Origin of the sequence: Parapedobacter lycopersici, assembly GCF_040395035.1 — a bacterium.
GTDB lineage: Bacteria > Bacteroidota > Bacteroidia > Sphingobacteriales > Sphingobacteriaceae > Parapedobacter > Parapedobacter lycopersici_A.
In genome coordinates this window covers 108,565-134,876 of the sequence record NZ_JBEBRB010000001.1, presented here as the reverse complement: position 1 = coordinate 134,876, position 26,312 = coordinate 108,565, and the positions used below count along the sequence as shown (strand labels likewise).

Here is a 26,312-nt window from a genome sequence, read left to right as displayed (position 1 = left end):
GGAAATTTAATTGCTTGCTGCGCGGTGGGTGCCTGCTACGTTGCTATTTAGGTTTATTTCGTGTACAGAAATGCCGTTTTTTCGTTACCTTTGCCCCCGTTTTACCGCAGTGGGCATCGATGATATATTAGCGAATTATCGTCAAAGCGAGCACGTAACAGCCTTGACGAAGGCATTGCACGGAAAAAATCCGAAAGTCCAGCTTAAGGGACTGATCGGGTCGGCTGATGCGATGGTGGCTGTGGCTTGCTATCAGCTTCAGGAAAAGCCCATGGTGTTTGTGCTGCCCACCCATGAGGAGGCGTCGTATTTCCTGAGTGACCTGGAGAGCCTGTTCGACAAACAGGTACTGTTCTTCCCGGCTTCGTACCGCAAAGCATTTGATTTTACCCAAACCGATAGCGCCCATGTGCTGCAGCGTGCAGAAACATTGAACACGCTGAACCATGTGTCGGAACTGCCCCGGTTGGTGGTCACTTACCCCGAAGCATTGGCTGAAAAGGTGATCAACCGGACCGATCTGGAAAAAAACACATTGGAAATCAGTCAGAACGCGTCATTGGATATCGATTTCATCAATGAATTCCTCCAGGAGTATGCGTTTGAGCGGGTCGACTTCGTATACGAACCGGGCCAGTACGCGATCCGTGGCGGTATCGTGGATATTTTTTCTTTTTCGAACGACTTGCCTTACCGCATTGAGTTTTTCGGGAACGACATTGATAGCATCCGTACGTTTGATGTGGAAAGCCAGCTTTCCGTCAGCAAAATACGGACGGTGACGATTGTACCAAATGTGCAGGCGAAATTCCTCACGGAAGGAAACATCGCTTTGCTGGAATACGTTTCGGCGGATTCCGCCATCTGGTTCAAGGACGTCCAGTTTACGCTGGATGTGGTAGGTAAGGGATATAAGAAAGCCCAGGAACTCTGGAAAGCGCTTCCGGAAGCCGATAGACAGCAGCATCCCGAATGGGTAAACCCGTTGTTTAATTTTGTCGACGAAAAAAACCTGTCGGCCATGTTGCGCGACTTTGCCGTCGTGGAGTTCGGCAAGCAGTTTTTTTACGACGCCACGCACACCATTACGTTTGCACAGCGCCCGCAGCCTTCGTTCAATAAGGACTTTAACCTGCTGATCCATAATTTCAGGGAAAATGAACAGGCAAAAATGCAGAACTGCATTTTCAGTGATTCACCGAAGCAGATCGAACGGCTGATCGCTATCCTGGATGACCTGGATAAATCCATTACGTTTACACCCATCCACCTGTCGCTGCGGGAAGGGTTCGCCGATCTGGACCGGGGCATCGCCTGTTATACTGACCACCAGATATTCGACCGTTATTATAAATATAAACGTAAAAAAGGCTACGAACGCTCCCAGGCGATTACGCTCAAGGAGCTGCGTGAGCTGAAGCCGGGGGATTTTATCACACATATTGACCACGGTATCGGCAAGTATGCCGGACTGGAAAAGGTGGAGGTAAACGGGAAGGTGCAGGAGATGATCCGGTTGGTATATGCAGACAATGACCTGCTGTATGTCAACATCAATTCCCTCAACCGCATTTCCAAGTACAGCGGAAAGGAGGGTGCGGTACCCAAAATGAACAAACTGGGTACCGATGCGTGGGAAAAACTGAAGAAGACCACTAAAAAAAAAGTTAAGGATATTGCGCGTGACCTGATCCGGCTTTACGCCAAGCGCAAAGCCCAGACCGGCAATGCCTTTAACCCCGATACGTACCTGCAGACGGAGCTGGAGGCTTCATTTATCTATGAAGATACCCCCGATCAGGAGAAGGCTACGCTAGACGTCAAGCGCGATATGGAATCGCCCCACCCGATGGACCGCCTGGTATGCGGCGACGTAGGGTTCGGTAAAACGGAAGTAGCCGTCCGTGCGGCGTTCAAGGCGGTGGCCGACAGCAAGCAGGTGGCCGTGCTGGTACCGACCACGATCCTGGCCATGCAGCATTACCGTACGTTTTCCGAAAGGCTTGAAGGGTTTCCCTGCTCGGTGGACTACATCAACCGTTTTAAGACATCGAAAGAAATCAAGGCAACCCTGGCAAGACTTGCCGAAGGTAAACTGGATATCATAATCGGCACACACCGGCTGGTAAGCAAGGATGTGAAGTTTAAGGACCTCGGCCTGATGATCGTAGACGAGGAGCAGAAATTCGGCGTTGGAGTGAAGGAAAAACTCAAGCAGCTCCGTGCCAACGTGGATGCGCTTACGCTGACGGCTACGCCGATTCCGCGTACGTTGCATTTTTCATTGATGGGCGCCCGTGATCTCAGCATCATCAATACACCGCCACCCAACCGCCAGCCCGTGCAGACCGAACTCCACGTCTTCAATGAAACGCTGATCCAGGAGGCTGTTTCGTATGAAATCGACCGCGGGGGGCAGGTGTTTTTTATCCACAACCGCGTGGCTGATCTCCCCCAGCTGGGCAACATGATCAAGAAGCTGGTGCCCCAGGCCCGCGTTGGCGTGGCTCACGGACAATTGGAAGGCGATGCGCTTGAGGATGTGATGCTCAAGTTTATCAACCACGAATACGATGTCCTGGTAGCCACAACCATCATTGAGGCAGGCCTTGATATTCCCAATGCCAATACGATTATCATCAACCACGCCCATATGTTTGGGCTGAGCGATCTCCATCAGATGCGCGGACGGGTAGGCAGGTCCAATAAAAAGGCCTTCTGTTACCTGTTGAGTCCACCGCTGTCTACCCTTACTGCCGAGGCTTATAAACGGCTTAGCGCCATCGAGGAATTCTCGGAGCTCGGCAGCGGCTTTAACGTGGCTATGCGCGACCTTGATATCCGGGGCAGCGGCAACCTGCTGGGAGCGGAACAGAGCGGCTTTATCGCCGAAATCGGCTTCGAAATGTACCACAAAATCCTCGACGAGGCTATACAGGAACTGAAGGACGATGAATTTGCAGACCTGTTCAAGGATGTTAAGCCGCGTGATTTTGTATCATTCACGCAGATTGATACCGACCTGGAAGTGCTTATTCCCGATGAGTACGTTACCCATGTAGGTGAGCGGTATAATCTCTATAATGAAATTGCCAAACTCGAAAATGAAGAGCAACTGGAAGCTTTTAGGCAATCGCTGCGCGACCGTTTCGGTCCGACGCCCCGTCAGGTAGAGGAGCTGCTCAACACGCTGCGCCTGCAATGGCTGGGGAGGGAAATCGGCTTTGAGAAAATTTCGTTCAAGAAGCAGGTGCTCCGGGGTTATTTTTCCACTAATCCGGGCTATTTTGAAAGCGACCAGTTTGGCAGGGTATTGCAGTTTGTGCAGCAGAATCCGACAATCTGCAACCTGAAAGAGGTAAAGGGTTCCCTTCGCATAGCCTTTGAACAGGTTCCCGATATTGAACAGGCGATCCGCATACTGCGGGATATGACCACTTAGTCTTTCCAGAATTCGTCTCCCCACTCGGGCGCATGCGCCGCGCCGCCATGGTGTTCGGCTATCTCGGCCAGCTGCGGGGTGGTAGCCACGCGTTGTAACTCGCTGAACAGCACCCGCTCCTCAAAACGGATGTGTTCGTCCAGTTCCTCTTCAATCAAACTCAGGGAGCGCCACACTTCCGTTTCCTGTTCGAACAACCGCTTCAGCCGCCTATGCTCGGCAAGCGCCCGTTTCACCAGCTCGTGGCCGTCGCCAAGAACGGGAAAGATGTACCGCTCTTCCAGGGCGAAATGATCGATGAGGTGCGCCCGCCAGAACCAGTCGGCGTACTGTTTAATACGATCCGCGGCGACACCCCGTTTGAACCCTTCCCGGATTTTCCAGCAGAACAGCAATCCATGGTGGTGATCGCGGCTGATGGACTTTAAATACGCGCTTCTTTTCAGTGGCTTGTTATCCATGATCGCGGTTGTTGAGTGGCCCACTGTCAGGACGACAGCTCGCTTTCCATTTGGACTGCTTTCGGAAATAGGATGTTATTTTCCAGGTGAATATGCAGGTGGAGGTCGGCTTCAAATTCCTGCAGCAAGGCCAGGGTTACCCGGTAGGTGTTGCAGGCATCCGATGGGGGAGTGTAATTTCCGGACAGCGCGGCAATCTGGCGGAAGCGCTCGCCTTCGCCATCGTGGTCGTGCTCCATCATGGCGATCGGATTGGCTACCGTCCCAAAGCGGGAGGGCGGCAGCGGTTCCCCTTGGCGCTGTGCCTGTGCCATCCGCCGGATAAACGGGAAGAGCATCAGCTCTTCTTTCTTCATGTGCAAAGTGAGTTCCCCGCCGGCTTCCGTAAACAAGTCCATGATCCGGGCAAGTTCCGGATGGCGGTCGCCATGCACTGTTTTTATTTTCTGAAGCAGTGGCGTAATTTCCGAGATCCTGGATTCGACATAGCGGTGATGTGTATCTTCAATATGGTCGGCGAGCATGTCAAGCGGCCACGCGTCGTAGTCATTTTCCCCGGTACCCTGATCCGTCGTAAGGGCGGCTTTAAGGGCGTCGATCAGGGGAGCAGGGGCGACACCTGCCTGCTGGCAGGCTTCGTCGATGGTCCGGTTGCCTCCGCAGCAAAAATCGATTCCGGCCTTGCTGAATACAGCGGCCGAGCGGTAGTCTCTGGCGACCACCTGGCCGACAGTATGTTGGGTTGTAATTTCCATGGCGGTATTTTTAGGTAGTTTTTTCAAAGTGGCCGATTGCCGCGGCAAAGAGGCCTGCAATTTTCAGCACTTCCGCCCCAATGAACAGGTAATGCAGATTGGAGGGCGGAAGCGGCTTGTTTTCGATAACCAGTTGAGCCCGGGCATCCAATGTGGGCAACAGCCACGCCGTTTGCAGGATGAGGATGATAACCGCAAGAAGCAGAAATGCATTCCTGGCTGAAAACAGCGTATTGGTGTGCATCATGGCGGTGACCACAACGATGGCGGCAAGCACCCATTCTACTTTGTTGAGGGTATTGAAAACGAGGCGGCCGATTCCCAGGCCGATCGGCATCGTGACACCGGGTGCGCGGAATTTAAGCCAGGCTTCCAGGAAACTAATGCCGCAGACCATGCCGATCCAGATAAAAAGACAGGCAACCGCAGTAGGTTGTTTAACGAGGGTACTCATAACAGCGGGGATGATTGATTATTTCTGAAGTAGTCGATTTTGGCAAGAAACATTTCGGCCATCTTATCGCCCCGCCATTTTGCTTCTGTAGCCTTCTCTCCCTCAAAAAACTGGTCGATGGTAGCGTGCCACAGTCCCAGCCAGGTGTCGAAATGCCGCCGATCCACCGGAAGCTGGGCATGCGGGGGGAATGGACTGCCGAAATACGTGTGTTCGCCGAACAGCACGGTTTGCCAGAACCGGTACATTTTTGCGAGATGCTCCGGCCAGCGATCGCCGATTACGCCATTGAAGATTGGCCCTATTAATGGATTTTCCCTTACCTTGCCGTAAAACGTGTCTACCAGTTGCTGGATATCGTCAATTGTTGTGATGTCGTTTTTCTTTTCCATGATCGTTCCCATTTTTACGCCTTATAGCGGCATTGCAAAATACCTAAATAGATAGAATAATGCCCACCCTGCAAAACCAATAATCAAAATCCATACCCAGGCAGGTATGCTCTGGGGAGTTTCACTCCCTGAGATCAGAAAGTCCTTCTGATCGCCTTTGCCGTATGCATTGATCATGAGTGGCACAATACCGTCCACCACGGCGTTTTCCCGGATGCCCTCGATGCTGATGGCAGGTCCATTCCGTACTTCAAAAGGAACTTTGCGGATTCCTTCCTTGCCGGTCGGATCCTTACTGATGATGGTGAGCTCGTGCAGGCCATCAACCAGCTTCCGGGTATCCAGTTCGAAATTAACCGGGGTATCGAAAGCCGCGATGGGGTTGGGCTCGTCATCGATGTAGATTATGACTTTACTTTTCGCTGCCATCTTCCAAAGTTAATATGGTATGTTTAATATGATTCGGCTTGTTTTCTCCCGGCCGTACCAGCATCTTAACGGAGAAATAGAGCGTAAAGACAACGATTGCCACCATAATGGCGATAATCAGGTAGTCCCAATCGCTGGCTGGCCCTGCGCCGTGGGTTATTCCCTGGAACAGTTTCGGCTGCTGCCTTTCACACACCGGGCATGCCAACCCGGTAAGGGTGGGAAGCATCAGACTCAGTAGGGTATATATTCTTTTTTTCATTTGATTTACTTTTAAAGGCAATGAATCTTGCGTGAATTACTCATGTCTTTGGTGTAATGGGTATTTTCTGCAGGTTTCATCTGTATGTGAGTTTTTGTTGCCGTACATGACAGTCGCAGCTTAATTCGCGGTTTCCAATAGGGTTAAAATTTCCTGTACTTCTTCCGCCGTCACCTGTTTGCCGCCGTTGCCCCAGCTGGTCCGTTCATGATTAATAATGGCTGCAACTTCCTCGGCGGAAAAGCCCATCATTGTACCCACACCCGGCATGGCACCATATTCCGGCCGTGCGTCATAACCGTTCATGATAATGTCTACGTACAGCGACAGATCGTTGCCCGTTACTACCGGGCTGCCGGCCAGTGAGGGAAATGCGCCGGCCAGCCCTTTTCCGTCGGCCTGGTGGCATGCCTGGCAGTTATTGGCGTAAAGTAGGGCACCATCGGCACCCACGGTGGTTCCGCCGGAACTGTCTGTTGCGTCCGCTTCTCTTTTATAGAGGAACTGGGGCGTCGGGCTTTCTCCCGGTAATTCCACCTGTTTCAATGATTGCAGGTATGCGACGAGCTGCAGGGCCTCTTTTTTTGCTACTACTTTTCCTTCCTTCCCGTTGAGAAAGGCTTCGGGTACGGTGACAGCCACGTCTCCTTTTGAAAGCACGGTTTTATATTCAAATAACCAGGGATAAGCTGGCATAATAGATTCCATGACCACAATCCGTGGATTATAGAGGTGAACCAGGTTCCAGTCGAGACTCGGTTGCCTGTTGCCTACATCGGTGAGGTCCGGACCGGTGCGCTCAGTGCCGGCGAGCGTTGCCGTATTGCGCCAGATATCCATTCGCTTCATGCCCGCATAGTCGGCGGCGATGCCCGGCCGGCTTCCCCAACGGCTGTCCATATCCACGTTGCGCACTTGTTGCGTATGACAGGCGACACAACCGTTGGCGATGAACAGTTCCTTGCCCTTCCGGGCATCTTCGCTGAGCGGTACCGCATTCGGCAGTTCGGCATTGCGCTGTTGGTTGCTAATGGCGGGGATAATCACCACGAACAGCGTAAGTATCGCAAAGAAGAGAAAGGCGGTGGTGAAGAGTTTAGTATGGTTGTTGAAAAATTCCATGGGTGCTTATCATTACTTTGTTTGCGTGACCTGAGCGTCATTACCGGTCAGTTTTTCGAGTGCTTCTTCGACGATGTTCGATTGCTTGTCTGTGCTGTACATTTTGTAAAGATTATAGGCGAACAGCAGGTGTGAGAGCCACATCAGCGTGCCTCCGATGGCCCGCCACAGCCAATAGGGAGCCATCAGCACCACGCTGTCGATAAACGGCTTTCCGTCCATCCACATCAGGCCGCGTAAGGAGCTGCCATACATGAGCGGTACGGTATAGAACATCAGGCCGATGAGCGAGAACCAGAAATGAGCCCCAACGGTGAGCTGGGGAGGTTCCTGACCCGTGAGGCGCGGCACTACGGCATACATGCTTCCCCAGAGGAGGAACGAGATAATGCCGTACATGGTGAGGTGCGAGTGGGCCACCGTAAAGTCGGTGAAATGCCAGATGAGGTTGGTGTATCGGAACGCTTCAGCCGTACCCTGCATGGAACCGGTAAAATAGAAGATAATACCAGCCAGGAAGAAAGGAAGCGTGTAGCTGTCTTTTACTTTATACCAAGCGCCTTTGAATGTCATCAGGAAATTGGTGGTGCCGGCCACTACTGGAATGGCCATACCCGCACTGCCCACGATGGCTACCGTCTGCAGCCACCATGGAATGGCGCTGAAGATGAAGTGGTGGGTGCCAATCAGCGTATAAAATAAAATCTGCGTCCAGAAAGCGAGGATGCCGAGGCTGTAGGAGTAGATCGGTTTATTAAGCTGCTGCGGCAGGAAGTAATATACAATGCCCAGTGTAAAAAGCATAAACCACATACCTACGCCCTGGTGCATGTAGTAGCCCTGTACAATAATTTCCCCGAGACCATTCTGCCAAAAAGGAAGATAAGCCACCAGCGCAATGACAATCGTGAAAATGATGGCCGAAATCATATACCAGTTGGAGATGTAGATTTCCGTAGTTTTCCGGCGGGCAACGGTTTTTAGGAAATTCGTCAGGGTTAGCACCAACGCTACAGCAAACGGGAGCATGACCGGCCAGATATATTCGCGATATTCGCCACCGCCATTGTTGATACCTGCCATGAGGCTGACGGTACCCAGTACAACCGTAACGTTGATCAGGATCAGCGAGAGCCAGCCGTGCCGAAGGTTTGCGATGGGCGTATTACTTACCCGGGGTACGATGTAGTAACCCAATCCCAGCATGCCCAGTGATGCCCATCCCCAGAATACCGCATTGGTGTGTACCGGACGGAGCCGGCCAAAACTCAGCCAGCTTAGCTGATCGGCATCCGGTGCGAGAAATTTGATGCCGAGGTATTGGCCAACCGTTGTACCGAATAGTAGCCAGAATGCTGAGGTGCCGATGTACCACAGCACCAGTTTGGCCAGGTTACTGTCTATATTGGGCCGTCGTACCGCCCGTTTTTTTGGCGCGGCAATGGGCAAATTCACGTCGCTGCTCGCAGAAGCTACCAGGCCCCGCCTGTCGTGTACGTCGCTGTTGCCGGCGAGTTCGGTATTTGTCAGCTGGTAGTCCAGCGCCGACTTCCGTCTGGTCAACTGATCCAGTTCTTCGCTTTTTGTTAGTCCATCCAGGTACTGGGCCAATTCATCGGCCAATGCACTGTGCTGCCGGCGTTGGTAGCGGGTTAGTGTCCGCCGGATCTTCACAACCATTAAAACGAGGCCGCAGAGTACAGGAATGAGTATAAGTACAAGGGTGATGACAATGCCGGCACTACCCCAGGCAATACCCGAAGCAGCACCGTCGGGCTGCGCCCACGCAGGGAGGCCGGCCAGTAACGCCATCATCAGAAGCACCGCCTTTCCCGATGCTGCGAGGGTACCCCGTTTTTGACCACCCTGTTTTTTGTGTTGCAGCACGATGTCCAGCTGGCGGCCGTTGAGCTGGCTGAGCTGGCGTCTGATCCGGATATCAAACCCACCCTGGATGCTGTTACGGATGGCAGTAACCCGCCGGTATAACGATAACAGTACCCCAAGCAGTACCAGGAGCATAACGACGAGTGCACCCATTGCCAACTCGGACCAGCCGAGCTGCAATGAATAAATATTGGGTACCTGCAATGTAACGCCAACCAGGGATAGGTTTGCTTTGTTGTAAAGTGTCATAAAAACGATATTAATACCTTTTTGTCTTTTATTAATTCAAAAAATTTTACTTACTGCCCAGATAAAAGATGGAGGCATCAAATTTATCCTGTAATTCACTCAGTTTTGTCCGCGCCAGCAGTGCGTGCAGTTCCTTTCGGATATGCCTGAATTCAAAGTGCAGGGGACAGGGCCGTTTCTCCGAACATTCGTTTAGCCCGAGCGCGCAGCCGGTGAGCAGTTTATCGCCGTCAATGGCCACCACGATATCGGCTAACGTATAATCAAGTGATTGTCCGTCCATATAGAATCCGCCGGTGGGACCTTTCAGCGACTGGATAATCCCCTTTTTACTGAGCTCCTGCAGAATTTTGGCGATGAAATATACCGGTGAACCGATGCCTTGGGCGATTTCCCGGACACCGACACGCCGTCCGTCTTTCGACTCGCGTGCGATGAAGATCACAGCCCTTATTGCATACTCGCAGGTTTTAGAGAACATTCACGTTTGTTTATGGTACAAAAGTAATGTTATTTTAATAAAAGACAAAAAACTCTTTTATTTTTTTGGCAGCCCTTCCGGACTGAAAACAGGTGTTTATTACTTATTCGGGAGGATATTGCATCAATGGCAGTATTTTGTCGTGATAACCCCTCAAAGATGACACTTTCACACCACCCCACTGTCGGATTTTATCAGGAATTTTGTTTTAGCCAAGGCAGAAAGACGATGAGAAGGAAAAGATGATTGAGGAATATATTTTATTATTGAACAATTATAAACGTTAAAAATGAACACGATGAAAGCGAAAATTTTATTTGTACTGAGTCTCTTATTCGGATTGGGTTACATCAACTCGGGATTGAACAAAATTTTTAATTACATGCCGGTACCCCCTGACCTGCCGGAAGAGCTGATCAAGGACAGCATGGCACTGATGGAAGTCAGCTGGCTGATGCCGTTGGTGGCCGCCATCGAAATTATCGGCGGCGTGCTTTTTATCCCGGCAAGGTCCCGGGCACTTGGGGCCATTGTCATCCTGCCCATTACAGTTGGCGTGCTGTGCGTACATTCAACCGTAGCACCATCGGGATTACCGGTTGCGCTGTTTATTATGGCCACTAATATCTGGGTCATTATTGAGAACCGCCGGAAGTACCTGCCAATGATCAGCAAATAACAGGACCACTACACAGAACACATTAAAAGGCATTTCATCCCGTTATACAGGGGGGCGGGTACTATTGCTGCGGCTATTTCATCAGGGATAGCCGCAGTGCGTTCCATCCCGGAGTTGCCTATGGTTTCGGAAGGCGGAAAGGGACATCCATCGGGCCGGTTTCATTGCCGGTATATTTGTTTTCGCCGAAGATCTCCTTACCTTAGCCTTATCAAATTTCAAACAGCATGAACCATATTGAAACGGATTTAATCCATTCGGGTAATGCATTTAATACATCCCGTTCTGTAGTACCTCCAATTTACCAAACCGCAACCTATTATGCCCCGCCGGGGGTGGATGAATTCATTGAAGCAGCTACTGCGCCGAGGTACCCGCATTTCTATCAGCGGCATGGCAATCCGGTCAGCAGCCAGACGGCCGAGCTGTTAGCCAGGCTGGAGGGCAAGGAGGCTGCGCTGTTGACGGCCACCGGCATGGCGGCCATCAGTACCGCAATCCTGTCGATAGTCAAAGCGGGTGACCATGTGGTTGCCCAGCTGTCCCATTATTCGGCCGCCGGCATATTTCTTCGGGAAGTTTTGCCGCAATTTGGGATATCGGTATCCTATGCCGACCAACGTGACAATAATTCTTTCCGGGAAGCAATCCGCGAAAATACCACCCTGATTTATCTGGAAACACCATCCAATCCGAATCTGGCCATAACCGACCTGGCTTTCGTGGGTACATTGGCAAGAGGGAATGGCATTACGACGATCTGCGACAATACCTTCGCGAGTCCCATCAACCAGCGGCCGGGCGATTTCGGGATTGACATCGTGGTGCACAGCGCGACAAAATACCTCGGCGGGCACAGCGATCTTACAGCGGGCGTCATCTGCGGTACAACGGAAGCGATTAATATTGCCTGGAAAAAACTGCTTTCATTCGGCGGTGCGCTGGCACCGTTTGATACCTGGTTATTGCTCCGGGGGCTGCGCACGCTCGCCATGCGTGTACGTCAGATTAATGAAAATGCGCTGCAATTGGCGCAGTGGCTTGAACAACAACCGCTGGTCCGGCGCGTCATTTATAGCGGACTTCCCTCGCATCCGCAGCATGAATTGGCTAAGACCCAAATGAGGGGTTTTACCGGAATGCTTTGTATTGAGGTGGATGGAAAGGATGAGCAACAGCAGTTCCACCGTGCACAGAACATACTCCGTCAATTGAAGATCTTTGCGAATGCGGCCAGCCTGGGTGGTGTAGAGTCGCTGATTGTGCACCCGGCCAGCATGTGGGGGAAGCACCACTCCAAGCAGGAGAAGGAGCGGGCAGGGATTAACGAAGGCTTATTGCGGATTTCCGTGGGCATAGAACATATCGATGACCTGATCGCGGATTTTGCGCAGGCTTTCCAATATGTAAACGATTAGTGACAAGACCGCTTTATCCTGATATTTATTAAGCGTAATTCCCCGGAATATGGCTATTTTCGTATATTAGCCACCCAATTTTCCGATCATGAATGAACAACATAACATACTGTCGTTTGGCGAGCTGCTGCTTCGACTGAGCTCGGCCGGCGAGACTTTTTTAGGTGAGGGTAATGGGGTGACGGTTTTCCCGGGAGGGTCTGAAGCCAATGTCGCGGCCTCGCTCGGCCAATGGGGACTACGATGCAGTTACATGAGTCGAATCCCGGATAACGAATTATCAAAACAGGTGATACAGGTACTCCATAAACTGGGTGTGGATACCACGCCCTGTCTGCTTGAAGGCGATCGCCTGGGGCTGTACTTCCTGCTTTCCGCCAACGGACTATCAAAAGGCGAAGTGGTGTACGACCGCAAGTATTCCGCGCTTAGTCAACTGGAGCCCGGTATGATCGACTGGGACCGTGTGCTCGAAGGCTATACCTGGTTTCACTGGAGTGCGCTTACCCCTGCGTTGAATACCGCGTTGGCAGAAGTCTGCAAAGAAGCATTGGCGACTGCCCAACGGAAAGGGCTGACTGTGTCTGTCGATCTTAACTACCGCAATAAGCTTTGGAATTACGGTAAGCAGCCCATTGAGGTTATGCCTGACCTGCTGCAATACTGCGACGTGGTGATGGGGAATATTTGGGCGGCAAATAAAATGCTGGGCACCGCAGTGCTGGAAACGCTGGGCAGGGATACCCCTGCCGACGTTTATTTTGAGCACGCGACACAGTCGGCACGCGAAATCTTTGACCTTATCCCACGGTGTAAGCATGTTGCTTATACCTTCCGTTTTATGGACTCTCCGACTCACAACCTGCTGTACGGTACATACCACGACAGGGAAAGCAATTTTATTTCGACGATCCACGAGACGAATGAAGTGGTAGACCGTATTGGCAGCGGTGACGCATTTATGGCGGGACTTATTTATGCGCTTACGGCGGGGAAACCGGGTCAGGAAATTGTGGATACGGCAACTTCCGCCGGATTTAAGAAGTTGTTTGTAAAAGGAGATTTCGGAGACGGGGAAATATAAATTAACAGTAGCCGTACGCGAAAGGGAAGCAGTAGAACAGCTTAGGCCCGGCGTGTATCGCATAAAGCAAAACATAATGGAAAAAATACTTGATCATATTCTTGCCTATCCGGTATTGCCGGTTTATTACCACGATAACCCGCAAACGTGTATCGATGTGGTTAATGCGTGCTATGAGGGAGGGATTCGGGTTTTTGAATTTGTAAACCGGGGTGCCAATGCGCTGGATAATTTTGGGCATTTGCTTGAATTCCGGAATGCGAATCTCCCGGAGCTGAAACTGGGAATAGGCACGATTAAGGATGCCGCCACAGCAACGCAATACCTGAAGGCCGGGGCTGATTTTATCGTCAGTCCGGTGGTTAAAAGAGAAATCGCGGAGGTAACCTTACAGCAAAACGTATTGTGGATACCGGGCTGCATGACACCGACGGAGATCAGTCTGGCGGAAGACCTTGGCGCGCCATTGGTAAAACTGTTTCCCGGTGATACTTTGGGCACGAAGTTTTTAAAAGCGATTAAGCCGCTTTTCCCCACGATGCGTTTTATGCCGACCGGCGGAGTGAGCCCAGACCAACAGAATATTTCCGAATGGTTTGAAGCGGGTGTCAGTGCTGTGGGCATGGGATCCAAGTTATTTGCCCAACCGGATGGTGCTGCGGGTTACGACTGGCTGGCAGCACGTGCCGGACAATTAATGGGCTGGGTGAAATAGGCCGGATCAGGCCAGTCCCAGCAGCAAAACAAGATAAAAGGCTATCGATAAGAAAAGATAGCCTTTTCTTTTGGTTACTACCGATGTGCCGAGCATTAAAAATGAAACGGTCAATGCGGCAGTGTACCACTCTCCCTGCCAACCGAGCTATAGGTAACCTGCGTTTTCTTTTTCTGCCGATTAATGTAAAATGCAAGTCCGTTATCTAAACTGCAATAGTGAATATTGAGAACATACAGATCCGCCGCACGGGTCAGTGCCTGTCTGTGCCGCGTAATATCAACCGGAGGAATTATATGGGTCATTTTTTGGATAAACCGTGCTTTTATTAGCAATTAATCCGTAATATTGGTGAGGGTTTCACAGGAAACTGCCAAATTAGGCGGATTGCTGATTCGCCGAACCACTTTTTATCGCAGGAGTTTTTAATGGCCAGTAGGTATCATCAGTTGCAGGGGTTCGCAATTGGCGGTTATCAGGTTTGTTAGCTGTTGCCGCAAATACGACTTTGAATATGAACACTTAAAATAACAATTATGGAATCTAAAGCGAAACAGACATTATCGAATCGGCGGGAGATGCTAAAGCTACTGGGCCTGGGCTCGGCTGCGGGTGCATTTGGACTCATGGGTATGGGTGAGGCGCGTGGTATGGACCGGCTGACGCCACAATATGCGCGCGGTGCGGCACCGGTTACGATCACGCGTGTGCGGGCAATTACGACGGCCCCCGGTGGGGCAAACCTGGTGATTGTAAAGGTTGAAACCAGCGAGCCGGGTCTTTACGGACTTGGCTGTGCTACATTTACCCAGCGAGCCGCGGTAGTGGTGCCAGCGATTGATATTTATTTAAACGAATTCTGCCAGGGACGTGATGTGGATAACATCGAAGACATGTGGCAGGCGGCATATGTAAGTTCGTACTGGCGGAACGGGCCGGTGCTGAACAATGCGCTTTCGGGCCTGGACCAGGCACTTTGGGATATTAAAGGCAAGCGTCTTGGTGTACCGGTATACCAGCTTCTGGGTGGTAAAACACGGTTTGCGATTGATACTTACGCACACGCAAGCGGACGGGATATCGAAGAAGTTTGCGATAATGTTGCGGGGTATGTGGAGCGCGGTTTCCGGCATGTGCGGATCCAGCTGGGTGCATACGGAGGTGTGGGGCTCGACAAGGACTATGTTCCGGATTTCCGGGCGGCGGGCTACGGTAAGGAGAGCGATGAGTACATGGACCAACGGTCTTATCTGGAAACGGTTCCCAAGATGTTTGAAGCAGTAAGGAAGCGGTTTGGGGAGAAACTGGAACTGTGCCATGACGTCCACGAGCGCGTGGAGCCGATGGATGCGATCAATATGATCAAGCGTCTGGAAGAGTACCGGCCATTTTTCATTGAGGATCCGTTTTCGCCTGAGAATATGGGCTGGTTCCGGCAGCTCCGAGCATCGACGACGGTTCCGTTGGCGATGGGCGAATTGTTCAATAATATCAATGAGTTCCGGGACTACATGAAGGACCAGCTTTTTGACTATATACGGATTCACATTTCGCAGATCGGAGGCATTACACCGGCGATGAAAGTGGCCCGGCTGGGCGAATGGTTTAACGTGAAGACGGCATGGCACGGACCGGGAGATACTTCTCCGGTTGGACATGCGGCAAATAACGCAATCAACGCCGCAGTTTGGAATTTTGGCATCCAGGAGTCCCAGTTTTTCAACGAGCGGGTTCATGAGGTACTGCCGGGCACTCCGGTCATTGAGAATGGATACTTCCAACTGAGTGACAAACCGGGACTGGGTGTGGATATCAATGAGAAGGAAGCGGCGAAATATCCGATCGGCACCCGCTCTCGGTGGACGATCCGCAAAGGAGACGGTACAATCATCCGGCCTTAAGGGATTTGACAACTCTCAATACGAATATTAGCATGATGCGGAATGGACTCATAGCATGCCTGCTGGCAACAGGTGTGCTATACATAAACTGTACGGGAAGCGGCACGGCTTATGATTATAAGACTGGGACAGACTGGCCGGTTTACGGGGGCAATAAGGCCGGGAACCGGTATTCGCCGCTGACGCAGATTACCCCGGACAACGTAGGCCAGCTGGAGGTTGCATGGATGTTTGATGCAGCTGAAACGCCCGAACCCGGTAAGGAACCCCGTGCCCTGCAGATTCAAACCCAGCCGATTGTGGTTCGGGGCGTGCTATATGGCACAACTCCGGGACTGAAGCTGTTTGCGGTGGATGCGGCCACGGGAGAATTGCGCTGGAAATTCGACCCGCCTGAAAAGCGGATACACGTAAACCGCGGTGTGGTATACTGGGAGCGCGGAAACGACCGGCGCATATTGTATACCGTTGGCCCTAACCTCTATGCGGTTGATGCCGACCGCGGCGTACTGGTGGAGGGTTTCGGTACCGGTGGCGCGGTAAGCCTTTACCAGGGGCTGGATGACGGGCTCGACCGTGAGGTTTCGGGACTTAACGTCAATGCGACAAGTCCCGGTGTGATCTACAAAGACGTGCTGGTGATGGGCTCCTCGGTATCGGAGGACGGAAATGCAGCACCGGGTTATGTGCGGGGTTTCGATGTGGTAACCGGAAAGCTGCTATGGGTATTCCATACCGTGCCGCATCCCGGCGAGGTTGGATACGATACCTGGCCCCCTGATGCTTACCAGCGGATCGGCGGCGTGAATAGCTGGCCGGGAATGGTGGTGGACGAGTCGCGGGGCACGGTGTATTTTGGTACGGGCTCCCCTGCTTCGGACTTTTATGGCGGCGACCGCCCTGGCGCCAACCTCTTTTCCAACAGTATCGTTGCGCTGGATGCGGAAACCGGGAAGCTCAAATGGTATTATCAGACCATCCGCCACGACCTGTGGGACCGGGATATTCCGAGCCAGCCGAACCTGGTAACGGTAAGACATAACGGAAAACTGGTGGATGCGGTAGCGCAGGCAACCAAGGACGGGCTGGTTTATGTGCTCGACAGGGACAGCGGCGAGCCGCTTTTTCCGGTGGAGGAACGACCGGTGCCCACCGCCGGCCTGCCGGGTGAACAGCCCTATCCCACACAGAAATTCCCGCTCAAGCCGGCCCCTTTTGCCCATCAGGTTTTTACGGAGGATGATATCACCGACATTTCCCCCGAATCGCACGCCTATATCCGGGAACGGTACCTGAAATACCGGACCGACCACAAGTATACCCCGCCCAGCGTGGAGGGGACGATCCTGTTTGGTTACAGCGGTGGGGCCGAGTGGGGCGGTAATGCTACGGACCCGGAAGGCATATTGTATGTCAACTCGAATAACGATCCATGGCTGCTCCAGATGGTGGATACGGCAACGCTCAACGCACAGACCGCTAAATTATCGGAAGGACATGCGCTGTATGCGGTTAACTGTGCGTCATGCCACGGCGCTGACCGCCGGGGCAACGGATTGGAGTTTCCTTCGCTCCGGGACATTGGCGGTAAGCTTTCGGCAGGTCAGCTGAAGGCGTTGATTGCCGCGGGAACGGGGCGCATGCCCTCATTCGGACATCTTCCCGAAGGTGACCGTGAACGGATTGTTGATTATTTGCTTAATCCCGATGCCGCCCGTCCGCGTACAGGCGACGGAAAGCGCGTGGAAAGTAGTGAACAGACGGCGGAGCGACAGCCTTTCGGCTTTAAGCCACGTTATGTTAAAAAAGTGTGGGAACGACTGACGGATCAGGACGGTTACCCGGGGGTGAAGCCACCCTGGGGAACACTGAATGCCATTGACCTGAATACCGGTGAATACGTGTGGCGGGTTCCGCTGGGCGAATATCCGGAACTGACAGCGAAGGGCGTTCCCGTTACGGGTACGGAAAATTACGGCGGACCGGTGGTTACGGCCAGCGGACTGATTTTTATTGCCGGCACAAGGGATGAGCGGATCCGCGCATTTGATAAAAAAACAGGAAAGGTGCTTTGGGAATACCAGCTGCCGGCGGGCGGATTTGCGACACCGATTACTTATGAAGTGGATGGCCGGCAATACGTGGTTATTGCCGCAGGCGGGGCAAGAGGTGCGAAGCTGGGGGGGAATTACATTGCATTTGCACTTAAATGATCTCCCGTTCGGAGGCGCAACGGAATATCTATAAATCGTTTATCCGAAGCCACGATACAGTCATCTAACGTCGTTATATTTGCGTCCGGATAATGTAAATTAACCGAGTGACTGGAAAGACGGCGTCCAGGATGGAAGCAAGGCAAAACTTTTTTGCTTATCTTCAAGTATTATTTGTCGGGAAAACGAATAAGACGAACGGATAATCTCCACTGTTAGCAATATGAAAATAGGCATAGCGGCCGACCATGCCGGTTTTGAACAGAAACAGGCTGTGATAGCTGAGTTAAATAAGCAATACGAAGTGATTGATTTCGGTGCAATGACACCGGACCCTGATGACGATTACCCAGATATTGTGGTGCCATTGGCAGAAGCGATTGCCAGCAAGACGGTTGAGCGGGGTATTGCTATCTGTGGAAGCGGGGTGGGTGTATCCATTGCTGCCAATAAGATATCCGGCGTACGTGCTGCCCTCATTACAGACACGTATTCTGCCCGTCAGGGCGTGGAACATGATGACATGAACCTCTTATGTATAGGCGGTCGGGTTACCGGCCCGATGCTTATCCGGGAGCTGGTCGATACCTTCCTGCGGGCCCGGTATATCGGCACGGGCCGATTTGAGCGTAGGCTGCAGAAAGTCATTGCATTGGAACATCGGCGATGATCACATTCACATAATGGAAACAATTAAAGAAGGATAATATGAGTCAATACGATTTTGGTATTGTGGGGCTGGGTGTGATGGGAAGAAATTTACTCTTGAATATGGCCGACCATGGTTTTGCCGTAGCGGGTCTGGATCTGGATGCGGTAAAGGTTACTTCACTGGAGAAAGAAGCCACCCGTGATCAACAGGTGATGGGCACCACTTCGGTAGCGGAGTTTGCCGGGTCGCTTAAACACCCCAGGGCACTGATGCTGCTGGTGCCGGCCGGCGGGCCTGTCGATGGTGCTATAGCATCGTTGCTTCCTTACCTGGAGAACGGAGATATCATTGTAGATGGCGGCAACACTTATTTTACGGATACAGACCGCCGGGTAACGGAACTGGCAGCGAAGGGGATCCACTTTTTCGGAATGGGTATTTCGGGTGGCGAACACGGCGCCCGTTTCGGACCAAGCATGATGCCGGGCGGCGACCGGCGTGCGTATGAACGGCTGCGCCCCGTTTTTGAAGCCGTTGCCGCAAAGGTAAACGGAGATGCGTGTGTGGCTTACATGGGCAGTGGTTCTGCAGGAAACTACGTGAAAATGGTGCATAATGGTATTGAGTATGCGATTATGCAGCTGATTGCGGAAACATATGATCTATTGAAGAGGGGGCTGGGTTTACCTGATGACCGGCTGCAGCAGACGTTTGAAGCCTGGAATGAAACGGAACTTAATTCCTTTTTAATTGAGATAACGGCGAAAGTGTTGAATGAGGTTGATACCGAAACCGGGCAGCGGCTCGTTAATGTTATTTCCGACTGGGCAAAGGCCAAAGGCACGGGGAAATGGACGTCGCAAAATGCGATGGACTTACAGGCACCTGTACCCACCATCGACGCCGCGGTGACTATGCGCGACTTATCCAAGCTCAAGACGGAACGTACGGAGGCGGCAAAGCGGTTACGCTGGAAACCGGTAGTACATGAGTCACTGCTCGAAGAACAGTTTATTGCGCAAGTGAAAAATGCATATTACGTTGCGATGACGGCAATTTATGCTCAGGGTCTGGCTCAGTTGCGGATTGCATCTGAGGCTTACCAGTATGGGCTGCAATTGGATGAAATCATCCGGATCTGGCGTGGTGGATGCATCATCCGCGCGGCTTGCCTGGAAGACTTCAGGGCGGCTTACCAACGAGACCGGGCGCTTCCCAACCTGTTGCTCGATGACGAAATTGGCCGTCGGGTTGTCAATATGCAGCAACATATCCGTGCCGTCGTCGCCGAAGCTGTAAACAGAGGGATTCCTGTACCGGCCTTTATGTCTGCGCTCGCTTACTTTGACGCTTACCGTAGCGAAACGTTGCCGACTAACCTGATCCAGGCGCAACGAGACTTTTTTGGTGCGCATCAATATGAACGCATTGACCGTGAAGGGGTATTCCACACACAGTGGAATGGATGATTAATAGATAGTGTTTTATTTGGAAAGTGATGAACATGAAAGCAGGCAAAAAAATAACCCCGACCATCATTATCATTTTTGGCGGTACCGGAGACCTTGCCAAAAGAAAGCTGATTCCCGCATTTTACAACCTCTACCTGGAAGGGTGGATGCCTGATAAATTTGCGATTATTGGATTGGGGCGGACGCCGTTAACGGACAAGACATATCACGAACACCTGCATGAAGGCTTGTTGCAGTTTTCTAGAAGCGGGGTACCTGACAAGGAAAAATGGAAACAGTTCAGTGCGTCGGTTTCCTACCTTAAATCAGACATTAACGACCCGGAAGCGTATCAACAACTCGGATCGGACCTTGCTAAGCTGGACAGCGAATGGAAGCTGCGCGCAAACCGGCTGTTTTATTTATCAATTGCACCACAGTTTATCGATATGGCGGCAACGAATATCGGTAAATATGCCTTGGCAAACGAAGCTACCCAGGACCGTATCGTAATTGAAAAGCCTTTTGGATACAATAAGCAGACGGCCGTAGCCTTAAACCAATTATTTGGAAACACTTTTCAGGAAGAACAGATTTACCGTATTGACCATTACCTGGGTAAGGAAACTGTACAGAATATCCTGGCTTTCCGTTTTGCCAATGCGTTGTTTGAACCGCTATGGAACCGAAATTATATTGATTATATCCAGATTACCGTTGCTGAACAGGTGGGCGTGGAGGACCGCGGTGGTTATTACGAGCAGTCCGGTGCGCTTCGCGACATGATCCAGAACCACTTGCTGCAGGTGCTGTGTATGGTCGCCATGGAAGCGCCCATTTCATTGGCAGCCGAAGAGATACGTAACCGCAAAGTGGACGTGTTGCGCGCGGTACGCAGGTTTAAGCCGGAAGAAATACATCAATATGCCATAAGAGGACAATACAATAGTGGTTGGTTAGCCGGCAAAAAGGTGCCGTCATACCGGCAGGAAAGCGGCGTTAGCCCTTCTTCCAATACGGAGACTTTTGTCGCCATGCAATTATACATTGACAATTGGCGGTGGCAGGGGGTGCCGTTTTATTTACGGACAGGGAAGCGGATGCAGGAAAAGACCTCTTCCATTACGATTCAATTCCGTCCGGTACCTCATTCCACCTTTTCACCGGCACAGGCGGGCAACCTCATGCCCAATCGGTTAACGATTAATATACAGCCGCAGATGGATATCCGTTTGCGTTTTACCACGAAGAAAACCGGATTGGAAATGAGCCTTAATCCGGCGGAAATGGTGTTTGATTACGACAAATGTTCTACACAGACTCCCGAAGCATACGAAACGTTATTGCTGGATGCCATGCGGGGCGACGCCACGTTGTTTATGCGCTCTGACCAGGTGGAAGAGGCCTGGGACGTAATAACACCGATATTGGAGGCCTGGGAAAGCAGAGATTCACTTGATTTTCCCAATTACGCTGCCGGCACCTGGGGTCCGGAAAGTGCAGAGGCATTAATTGCCCGGCAGGGTCATGTCTGGGCGTTGAATATGCATACTTAAAGCAAAAGTTATGGCAAACCGGATTAAGCAATTTTCAACAATACCGGAGTTGAATCTTGATCTTGCTGCATTGTTTGCACAAGCAGCGAAACAGGCTATCGCCGAAAAGGGACATTTTACCGTAGCGCTTACGGGTGGTTCCTCGCCGGTCGGATTATATGAGTTGCTGGCGAAAACTCCTTACCGGGAACAGGTTGCCTGGGAACACGTATATGTTTTCTGGGGGGACGAGCGGTGGGTACCGCTGACCGACAGCCGCAGCAATGCGAAAATGTCATTTGAAACACTGCTTAACCATGTGCCGGTGCCTGATGAACAGGTTTTTCCGATGTGGTCAGACGAGTTGGATGCAATTGAGTTTGCAGTAGCGTATGAGCGGCTGCTGAAACGCTACCTGGGAGACGAAGGCGTGTTTGACCTGATCCTACTGGGCATGGGAGCAGATGGACACACCGCATCCTGGTTTCCGGGAACGGCTGTGCTGGATGAACGTGCAAAATGGGTGGACGCTTATTATTTACCATCACAGGAAATGTATCGCGTTACGCTGACGGTGTCATTGGTGAACCATGCGAAGCAAATTGCCGTAGTTGCCTATGGTGCTAATAAAGCGGAAGCTCTGCATCAGGTATTGGAAGGGGCGACCAATCCACAGGTATATCCGGCTCAACTTATTGATGCTCGTGATGTCACCTGGTTTGTTGATCAGGCGGCCGCGTCCAAGCTAACCCATTGATGCCTCACTTATATGGCGCAATAAAAAGCTCATAGTTCCTTGTCCCGCTCAAATAATTTTTTATTTTTGACATAAAACTAAATCGTTATGGGAAAATTTGTTGTAAAAACGGCAAAGAATGGGCAGTTTCATTTTGCCCTGAAAGCAGGAAATGGTGAAACCATTTTAAGCAGCGAAATGTATAATTCCAAAGCCTCGCTAAAGAATGGTATTAAGTCGGTTAAGGAGAATGCATCCAAGGATGAACGTTATGAGAAGAAAACGGCGACCAACGGTAAACACTATTTTGTCTTAAAGGCCGGTAACCATCAGGTCATCGGAAACAGTGAAATGTACGAAAGTGCTTCGGGAAGAGATAATGGTATCTCCTCTGTCAAAAAAAATGCACCGGAAGCCGGAATAGAAGAGGCTTAACGAGACCAGTGCATTAACGTAACGATACCCCCCGATACCGGAATAGGATTAGGGAACGGTTTGCCGTTTCCTAATCCTATATCGTCAGCTCTTTTAGGGATAGGGTGGTCAGGTGGGTGCTATACTTACTATAGGACCGTATTATACCCGTAACAGTCCGCGGAATCCCCTGGCGGCGTAATAAGAGTCCGCACCATTGTGATAAATGAAAACGCGGCCGAAACGCCAGTCGCCAAAAATGGCGCCGCCAAGTTCCCTGACATTTGACGGTGTTTCTATCCAGCTTGACGTTTTTGTGTCGAATTTTCCGAATTGCTGCAGGAGTTGATATTGTTTTTCGGTCAATAGGGTGATGCCCAGTTCGGCGGCCATATCTTTCGCACTGTTTTCGGGCTTATGTGCTTTTCTGGCGTCAAGTGCTTCGCGGTCATAACAGAGGCTTCTTCGACCTTTTGGACTTTCTGCTGAACAATCGTAAAAAATATATTCACCGGTATTCCGGTCGTGTTCAATCACATCGGGCTCACCACCAGTGTTCTCCATGTTATGGAGTGACCATAATTTTTCGGTATTGGTCTCCAGTTTAGTCTGTACCTGTTCCCAATTCATGCCTTTGTGCCGGTTCATGTTTTTCTCGAAACGGAGTTTCAATATGTGCAACAGGTCTTCCCGGACAGTCGGTGCCAATTCTTTTGTACTTTTCATTGTCTATATATGCTTAATTAAACTGCAATTTTCTGCCTTCGGGTCTAAAAAGCCAGGAAACGACGGTGAGAACAAGTAACAACGTAGGTCCGAAAAGTTCTTTTGCGCCATTTCCAATAATCAAGTGTGAGACGATTGCTCCGGTCATTGCAAAAAAGAAACCGGCATAAGCCCATTCTTTAAGTAAAGCAAATTTAGGGATAAGTATGGCAATAACACCAAGTAGCTTCCATGTACCCAATATGCTAAGTAAGTAAGCCGGATAACCCAGAAGAGTCATTGCATCCATCTCCTCTTTCATTTTGATCAATTGCACGACTCCGGTTGAAAGCATTCCCAGGGCCAACCAGCAAGTGGCGATCCAGTAGATGATTTTGTTTCGCTTTGTCATAATTTCTTTGTTTTACGTGATTAGTGTTTAGTTCAGTTGGCGTCGTCCGTGAGTTTTCAGAATCCAGGAATTCAAGCTGAGCGGCAAACGGTGTATTATTGTTTGCCGCGATGATCCAAAATTTTCAGCTATAGCACTGGGTGTCATGGCCTGAAGTGCTATCAAAGTAATTATTGCCCTTCGGATAGGGTCAGCTATCGCCTGAAATACATCTCTTCTTAATTCCATCATACAGCTATTTGAATGCAAATATATATGCAGTCAAATAGCTGCGCATTTTTTTTGTATTTTTTTTATAATCGACGAGTTGCAGCATGGAGATATCGGCCTTTTTAACGAATGCTGCTTCTGGGCTGCAATTCGAACGCGCATTAATTCTGATCAAGCCGGAATGATACAACCTGACAAGTCATCGGAAGGAGTTGCAGGCTGATAAAGCAGAACGGGAATACAAGCGGTAAAATACCCGAAAGCGAGTATTTTTTTCCTTTCGGAATCTCCTTATTTTAGCTACTTACAAGTTTACATTCTTTTATTTAGCATGGATACCAATCGTTTTCAGGACCAAAAAAAGCGTCTTTCGGATTTCCGGGAAGAAGTTTGGGTCTGCTGTCCAAAGTGTGCCCTAAAGGCAATTGCAAAAGTCGACTACGAATCACACCGAGCGAGGTTGGTATGCTTAAGCTGCAGTTATAATCGTGAAAGTTCAGGTGAAATATCGTTTTTAGGCACAACCGGAAAATGGATTCTACCGGCCCACGCGTACTTTGATGGAACGCTATGGCTGCAATATCCCTTTAAAAACGAGGTGTTTTGGGCTTATAATTTGGCTCATTTGGAATACCTAGAACGGTACATTGCTGCCGGGTTGAGGGAGCACAAAGACCGCTCGCATTTCACTTTGCTGGAAAAACTCCCCCGCTTCTATCATGAAGCTAAGAACCGGGCGTCATTGCTGAGAATTATAGCCCAGTTGAAACGAAAATAGAGCCAACTCATTTTAAAAGTTACGAAGTAAAATAACATTAGTTAATAAGCTTAGCTTGTACTTCTGCTGTCTTATTGTGTTTACGAAAAAGTAAGGAAAAGAATAATTGATGACTTACTTTTCTCGGGAATCATTGTAAGTCTATATGCTTAAAAGTAAAAAAGCCCGCAAACTTGCAGGCTTTTGTGTGTTTTAGATGTAGCCCGTAGGGGAATCGAACCCCTGTTTCAAGAATGAAAATCTTGCGTCCTAACCCCTAGACGAACGGGCCGTATTTTTTTCGGTCTGCAAAGATAGAAGTAATTCCATTCCCTCCAAAGGTTTCGATAATTTTTTTCTATCTGTTAGCTATTATGACGGCGATGTGCAGTGATAAATATTTCTTCGCGGATTACTTCTCGCTTGGCGGCACTGACCGTCGGGTGGTTCCGGCTAACGGTATCCGTTAGCAAGAAACCGCTGTTGCGCAATAACGCCGCCGCTTCTTCCGGCGTGTAAAGGATAAAGCCATAAGCCGTAAAAGGGAGTTGTTCCATGAATTCCCGGCTGGCTATTGCGAGACAAAAAACACCATTTGGCTTCAGCATCCTTCTGATTGCAGCAAGTTGTGTTGTTGGATTTTGCCAAAAATACAATGTATTAACCGTAAATATCCTGTCGAACGTGTGATCAGCAAAAGGAAAATGCGAGCCATCGGTCCACTCGAAGATCGCCTGTCCCGCATCGACGTGCTGTTTGTTGATTTTCCGGGCCGTCTCCACCATAGTTTCGGAGATATCCACTCCTGTATAATGGATGTCGCTGCCTTTGGATAATACATATCCGGCAAACCGTCCGTTCCCGGGTCCAATTTCCAGTACACGATCGCCATTCGCGCAATTCAGTAGGTCAATTGCATGCCGGGTCATATCGCCGTTGCTGATGTTCATACGCTCGGCTACCCCGATCCCGGTATCTCCAGTTGGTTTGGCCAATTGGGCTGCTACTGCTTTGTAGTCTATTGGTTCGTCCATTGCAGTTGTGCTAACGTTTATCTACACTGTATTTGCCGGGCCCTACAAAAGCCAGTCCCAAAAATACGATGCCCATTTCGATGGCATGGGATGCGGTCATTAACCCATCACCCGACTTCAAATGATGCAAAGTGGCCATCAACATAGTAAAGGCCAGTAAAATTGCCGCGGGACGGAAGAAAAGACCAATGATGAGGCATATTCCGCCTCCGGTTTCAACGATAGCCGCAAGTAACCCCCAAACGACGGGAAGGAAATGAATACCGATATGCTGCATCGCCTGACCCACACCTTCCCAGTATGCCGGACCACCCATAAGTTTTGGGTAACCGTGTACGATAAACATGATACCCAGTCCCAAACGGATGAGCAATAGTCCGCTATTCCTGAATCTGCCCCATGACGATAATGCTGTCATACTGATTGTTGATTTTATCTGCCCGCGTTATTTTATTCCACGCA

The 26,312-nt window shown here is 50.6% G+C and carries 27 protein-coding genes and 1 tRNA gene; 13 read left to right on the top strand and 15 right to left on the bottom strand.

Going from position 1 to position 26,312, the window contains the following annotated elements:
- The first annotated feature begins 109 nt into the window (after window positions 1-109).
- Complete coding sequence (mfd, locus tag ABWO75_RS00640; protein WP_353181666.1) at window positions 110-3,442, top strand: transcription-repair coupling factor; 3,333 nt, start codon at window positions 110-112, stop codon at window positions 3,440-3,442.
- On the opposite strand, the gene ABWO75_RS00635 is transcribed toward mfd, so the two are convergent.
- The 9 genes from ABWO75_RS00635 to ABWO75_RS00595 all read right to left on the bottom strand — a co-directional run bounded on the left by ABWO75_RS00635 (window position 3,439) and on the right by ABWO75_RS00595 (window position 9,934).
- Window positions 3,439-3,903, bottom strand: coding sequence for a hemerythrin domain-containing protein (locus ABWO75_RS00635; RefSeq protein WP_353181503.1), 465 nt, complete (start codon window positions 3,901-3,903; stop codon window positions 3,439-3,441). The two genes, mfd and ABWO75_RS00635, sit on opposite strands and share 4 nt — an antisense overlap.
- A 26-nt stretch (window positions 3,904-3,929) precedes the next feature.
- Complete coding sequence (gene ric, locus ABWO75_RS00630; protein ID WP_353181501.1) at window positions 3,930-4,658, bottom strand: iron-sulfur cluster repair di-iron protein; 729 nt, start codon at window positions 4,656-4,658, stop codon at window positions 3,930-3,932.
- A 10-nt stretch (window positions 4,659-4,668) separates the two neighbouring features.
- Window positions 4,669-5,112 (bottom strand): hypothetical protein, encoded by a 444-nt coding sequence (locus tag ABWO75_RS00625; RefSeq protein WP_353181499.1) that lies wholly within the window; start codon window positions 5,110-5,112, stop codon window positions 4,669-4,671.
- On the bottom strand, window positions 5,109-5,504 hold the full coding sequence (locus ABWO75_RS00620; protein WP_353181497.1) for a group III truncated hemoglobin: 396 nt from the start codon (window positions 5,502-5,504) through the stop codon (window positions 5,109-5,111). Before ABWO75_RS00620 ends, ABWO75_RS00625 begins: the two co-directional genes overlap by 4 nt.
- 21 nt (window positions 5,505-5,525) lie before the next feature.
- Window positions 5,526-5,933 carry a cytochrome C gene (locus ABWO75_RS00615; RefSeq protein WP_353181495.1) on the bottom strand — a complete coding sequence of 136 codons (408 nt, stop codon included), beginning with the start codon at window positions 5,931-5,933 and terminating at the stop codon, window positions 5,526-5,528.
- Window positions 5,917-6,195 carry a hypothetical protein gene (locus ABWO75_RS00610; protein ID WP_353181493.1) on the bottom strand — a complete coding sequence of 93 codons (279 nt, stop codon included), beginning with the start codon at window positions 6,193-6,195 and terminating at the stop codon, window positions 5,917-5,919. Before ABWO75_RS00610 ends, ABWO75_RS00615 begins: the two co-directional genes overlap by 17 nt.
- A 120-nt stretch (window positions 6,196-6,315) precedes the next feature.
- Window positions 6,316-7,317: a cytochrome c gene (locus tag ABWO75_RS00605; RefSeq protein WP_353181491.1), complete on the bottom strand. Its 1,002-nt coding sequence runs from the start codon at window positions 7,315-7,317 to the stop codon at window positions 6,316-6,318.
- A gap of 12 nt (window positions 7,318-7,329) precedes the next feature.
- Window positions 7,330-9,453 (bottom strand): cbb3-type cytochrome c oxidase subunit I, encoded by a 2,124-nt coding sequence (locus ABWO75_RS00600; protein ID WP_353181489.1) that lies wholly within the window; start codon window positions 9,451-9,453, stop codon window positions 7,330-7,332.
- Window positions 9,454-9,499: 46 nt separating this feature from the next.
- Window positions 9,500-9,934 carry an RrF2 family transcriptional regulator gene (locus ABWO75_RS00595; RefSeq protein ID WP_353181487.1) on the bottom strand — a complete coding sequence of 145 codons (435 nt, stop codon included), beginning with the start codon at window positions 9,932-9,934 and terminating at the stop codon, window positions 9,500-9,502.
- Window positions 9,935-10,232: 298 nt separating this feature from the next.
- Here ABWO75_RS00595 and ABWO75_RS00590 point away from each other — a divergent pair, with 298 nt between their 5' ends.
- From ABWO75_RS00590 to ABWO75_RS00575, 4 genes are all read left to right on the top strand, one after another.
- Complete coding sequence (locus tag ABWO75_RS00590) at window positions 10,233-10,613, top strand: DoxX family membrane protein (RefSeq protein WP_353181485.1); 381 nt, start codon at window positions 10,233-10,235, stop codon at window positions 10,611-10,613.
- Between the two features lie 227 nt (window positions 10,614-10,840).
- Window positions 10,841-12,031 (top strand): trans-sulfuration enzyme family protein, encoded by a 1,191-nt coding sequence (locus ABWO75_RS00585; RefSeq protein WP_353181483.1) that lies wholly within the window; start codon window positions 10,841-10,843, stop codon window positions 12,029-12,031.
- Between the two features lie 88 nt (window positions 12,032-12,119).
- On the top strand, window positions 12,120-13,115 hold the full coding sequence (locus ABWO75_RS00580) for a PfkB family carbohydrate kinase (protein ID WP_353181481.1): 996 nt from the start codon (window positions 12,120-12,122) through the stop codon (window positions 13,113-13,115).
- Between the two features lie 76 nt (window positions 13,116-13,191).
- The gene (locus ABWO75_RS00575) at window positions 13,192-13,830 is read left to right on the top strand and encodes a beta/alpha barrel domain-containing protein (RefSeq protein WP_353181479.1); all 639 of its coding nucleotides are present in this window, start codon (window positions 13,192-13,194) and stop codon (window positions 13,828-13,830) included.
- Between the two features lie 110 nt (window positions 13,831-13,940).
- Here ABWO75_RS00575 and ABWO75_RS00570 read toward each other — a convergent pair whose 3' ends face one another.
- Complete coding sequence (locus ABWO75_RS00570) at window positions 13,941-14,135, bottom strand: hypothetical protein (RefSeq protein ID WP_353181477.1); 195 nt, start codon at window positions 14,133-14,135, stop codon at window positions 13,941-13,943.
- A gap of 231 nt (window positions 14,136-14,366) precedes the next feature.
- Here ABWO75_RS00570 and ABWO75_RS00565 point away from each other — a divergent pair, with 231 nt between their 5' ends.
- From ABWO75_RS00565 to ABWO75_RS00535, 7 genes are all read left to right on the top strand, one after another.
- Window positions 14,367-15,731: an enolase C-terminal domain-like protein gene (locus ABWO75_RS00565; protein ID WP_353181475.1), complete on the top strand. Its 1,365-nt coding sequence runs from the start codon at window positions 14,367-14,369 to the stop codon at window positions 15,729-15,731.
- A gap of 32 nt (window positions 15,732-15,763) precedes the next feature.
- Window positions 15,764-17,944: an outer membrane protein assembly factor BamB family protein gene (locus ABWO75_RS00560; protein ID WP_353181474.1), complete on the top strand. Its 2,181-nt coding sequence runs from the start codon at window positions 15,764-15,766 to the stop codon at window positions 17,942-17,944.
- 223 nt (window positions 17,945-18,167) lie between these two features.
- On the top strand, window positions 18,168-18,614 hold the full coding sequence (locus ABWO75_RS00555) for an RpiB/LacA/LacB family sugar-phosphate isomerase (protein WP_353181472.1): 447 nt from the start codon (window positions 18,168-18,170) through the stop codon (window positions 18,612-18,614).
- 38 nt (window positions 18,615-18,652) lie between these two features.
- On the top strand, window positions 18,653-20,065 hold the full coding sequence (gene gnd / locus ABWO75_RS00550; RefSeq protein ID WP_353181470.1) for an NADP-dependent phosphogluconate dehydrogenase: 1,413 nt from the start codon (window positions 18,653-18,655) through the stop codon (window positions 20,063-20,065).
- A 35-nt stretch (window positions 20,066-20,100) separates the two neighbouring features.
- Window positions 20,101-21,603: a glucose-6-phosphate dehydrogenase gene (gene zwf / locus ABWO75_RS00545; protein WP_353181468.1), complete on the top strand. Its 1,503-nt coding sequence runs from the start codon at window positions 20,101-20,103 to the stop codon at window positions 21,601-21,603.
- Between the two features lie 10 nt (window positions 21,604-21,613).
- Complete coding sequence (gene pgl, locus ABWO75_RS00540; protein ID WP_353181466.1) at window positions 21,614-22,339, top strand: 6-phosphogluconolactonase; 726 nt, start codon at window positions 21,614-21,616, stop codon at window positions 22,337-22,339.
- 87 nt (window positions 22,340-22,426) lie between these two features.
- Entirely contained in the window at window positions 22,427-22,753 is a 327-nt protein-coding gene (locus tag ABWO75_RS00535) for a YegP family protein (RefSeq protein WP_353181464.1), read from the top strand.
- Between the two features lie 141 nt (window positions 22,754-22,894).
- Here ABWO75_RS00535 and ABWO75_RS00530 read toward each other — a convergent pair whose 3' ends face one another.
- Together ABWO75_RS00530 and ABWO75_RS00525 are read right to left on the bottom strand one after the other, a co-directional pair.
- Complete coding sequence (locus ABWO75_RS00530) at window positions 22,895-23,458, bottom strand: DUF4256 domain-containing protein (RefSeq protein WP_353181462.1); 564 nt, start codon at window positions 23,456-23,458, stop codon at window positions 22,895-22,897.
- A gap of 13 nt (window positions 23,459-23,471) precedes the next feature.
- Window positions 23,472-23,849, bottom strand: a complete 378-nt coding sequence (locus ABWO75_RS00525; RefSeq protein WP_353181460.1) for a DoxX family protein — start codon at window positions 23,847-23,849, stop codon at window positions 23,472-23,474.
- Window positions 23,850-24,684: 835 nt separating this feature from the next.
- Between ABWO75_RS00525 and ABWO75_RS00515 the strand changes: the two genes are divergently transcribed.
- The gene (locus ABWO75_RS00515; RefSeq protein ID WP_353181458.1) at window positions 24,685-24,837 is read left to right on the top strand and encodes a hypothetical protein; all 153 of its coding nucleotides are present in this window, start codon (window positions 24,685-24,687) and stop codon (window positions 24,835-24,837) included.
- Window positions 24,838-25,036: 199 nt separating this feature from the next.
- On the opposite strand, the gene ABWO75_RS00510 is transcribed toward ABWO75_RS00515, so the two are convergent.
- From ABWO75_RS00510 to ABWO75_RS00500, 3 genes are all read right to left on the bottom strand, one after another.
- Window positions 25,037-25,108 (bottom strand) — tRNA-Glu (locus ABWO75_RS00510).
- Window positions 25,109-25,181: 73 nt separating this feature from the next.
- Window positions 25,182-25,850 carry a class I SAM-dependent methyltransferase gene (locus ABWO75_RS00505; RefSeq protein WP_353181456.1) on the bottom strand — a complete coding sequence of 223 codons (669 nt, stop codon included), beginning with the start codon at window positions 25,848-25,850 and terminating at the stop codon, window positions 25,182-25,184.
- Window positions 25,851-25,860: 10 nt separating this feature from the next.
- Complete coding sequence (locus ABWO75_RS00500; RefSeq protein WP_353181454.1) at window positions 25,861-26,268, bottom strand: DoxX family protein; 408 nt, start codon at window positions 26,266-26,268, stop codon at window positions 25,861-25,863.
- Window positions 26,269-26,312 lie beyond the last annotated feature (44 nt).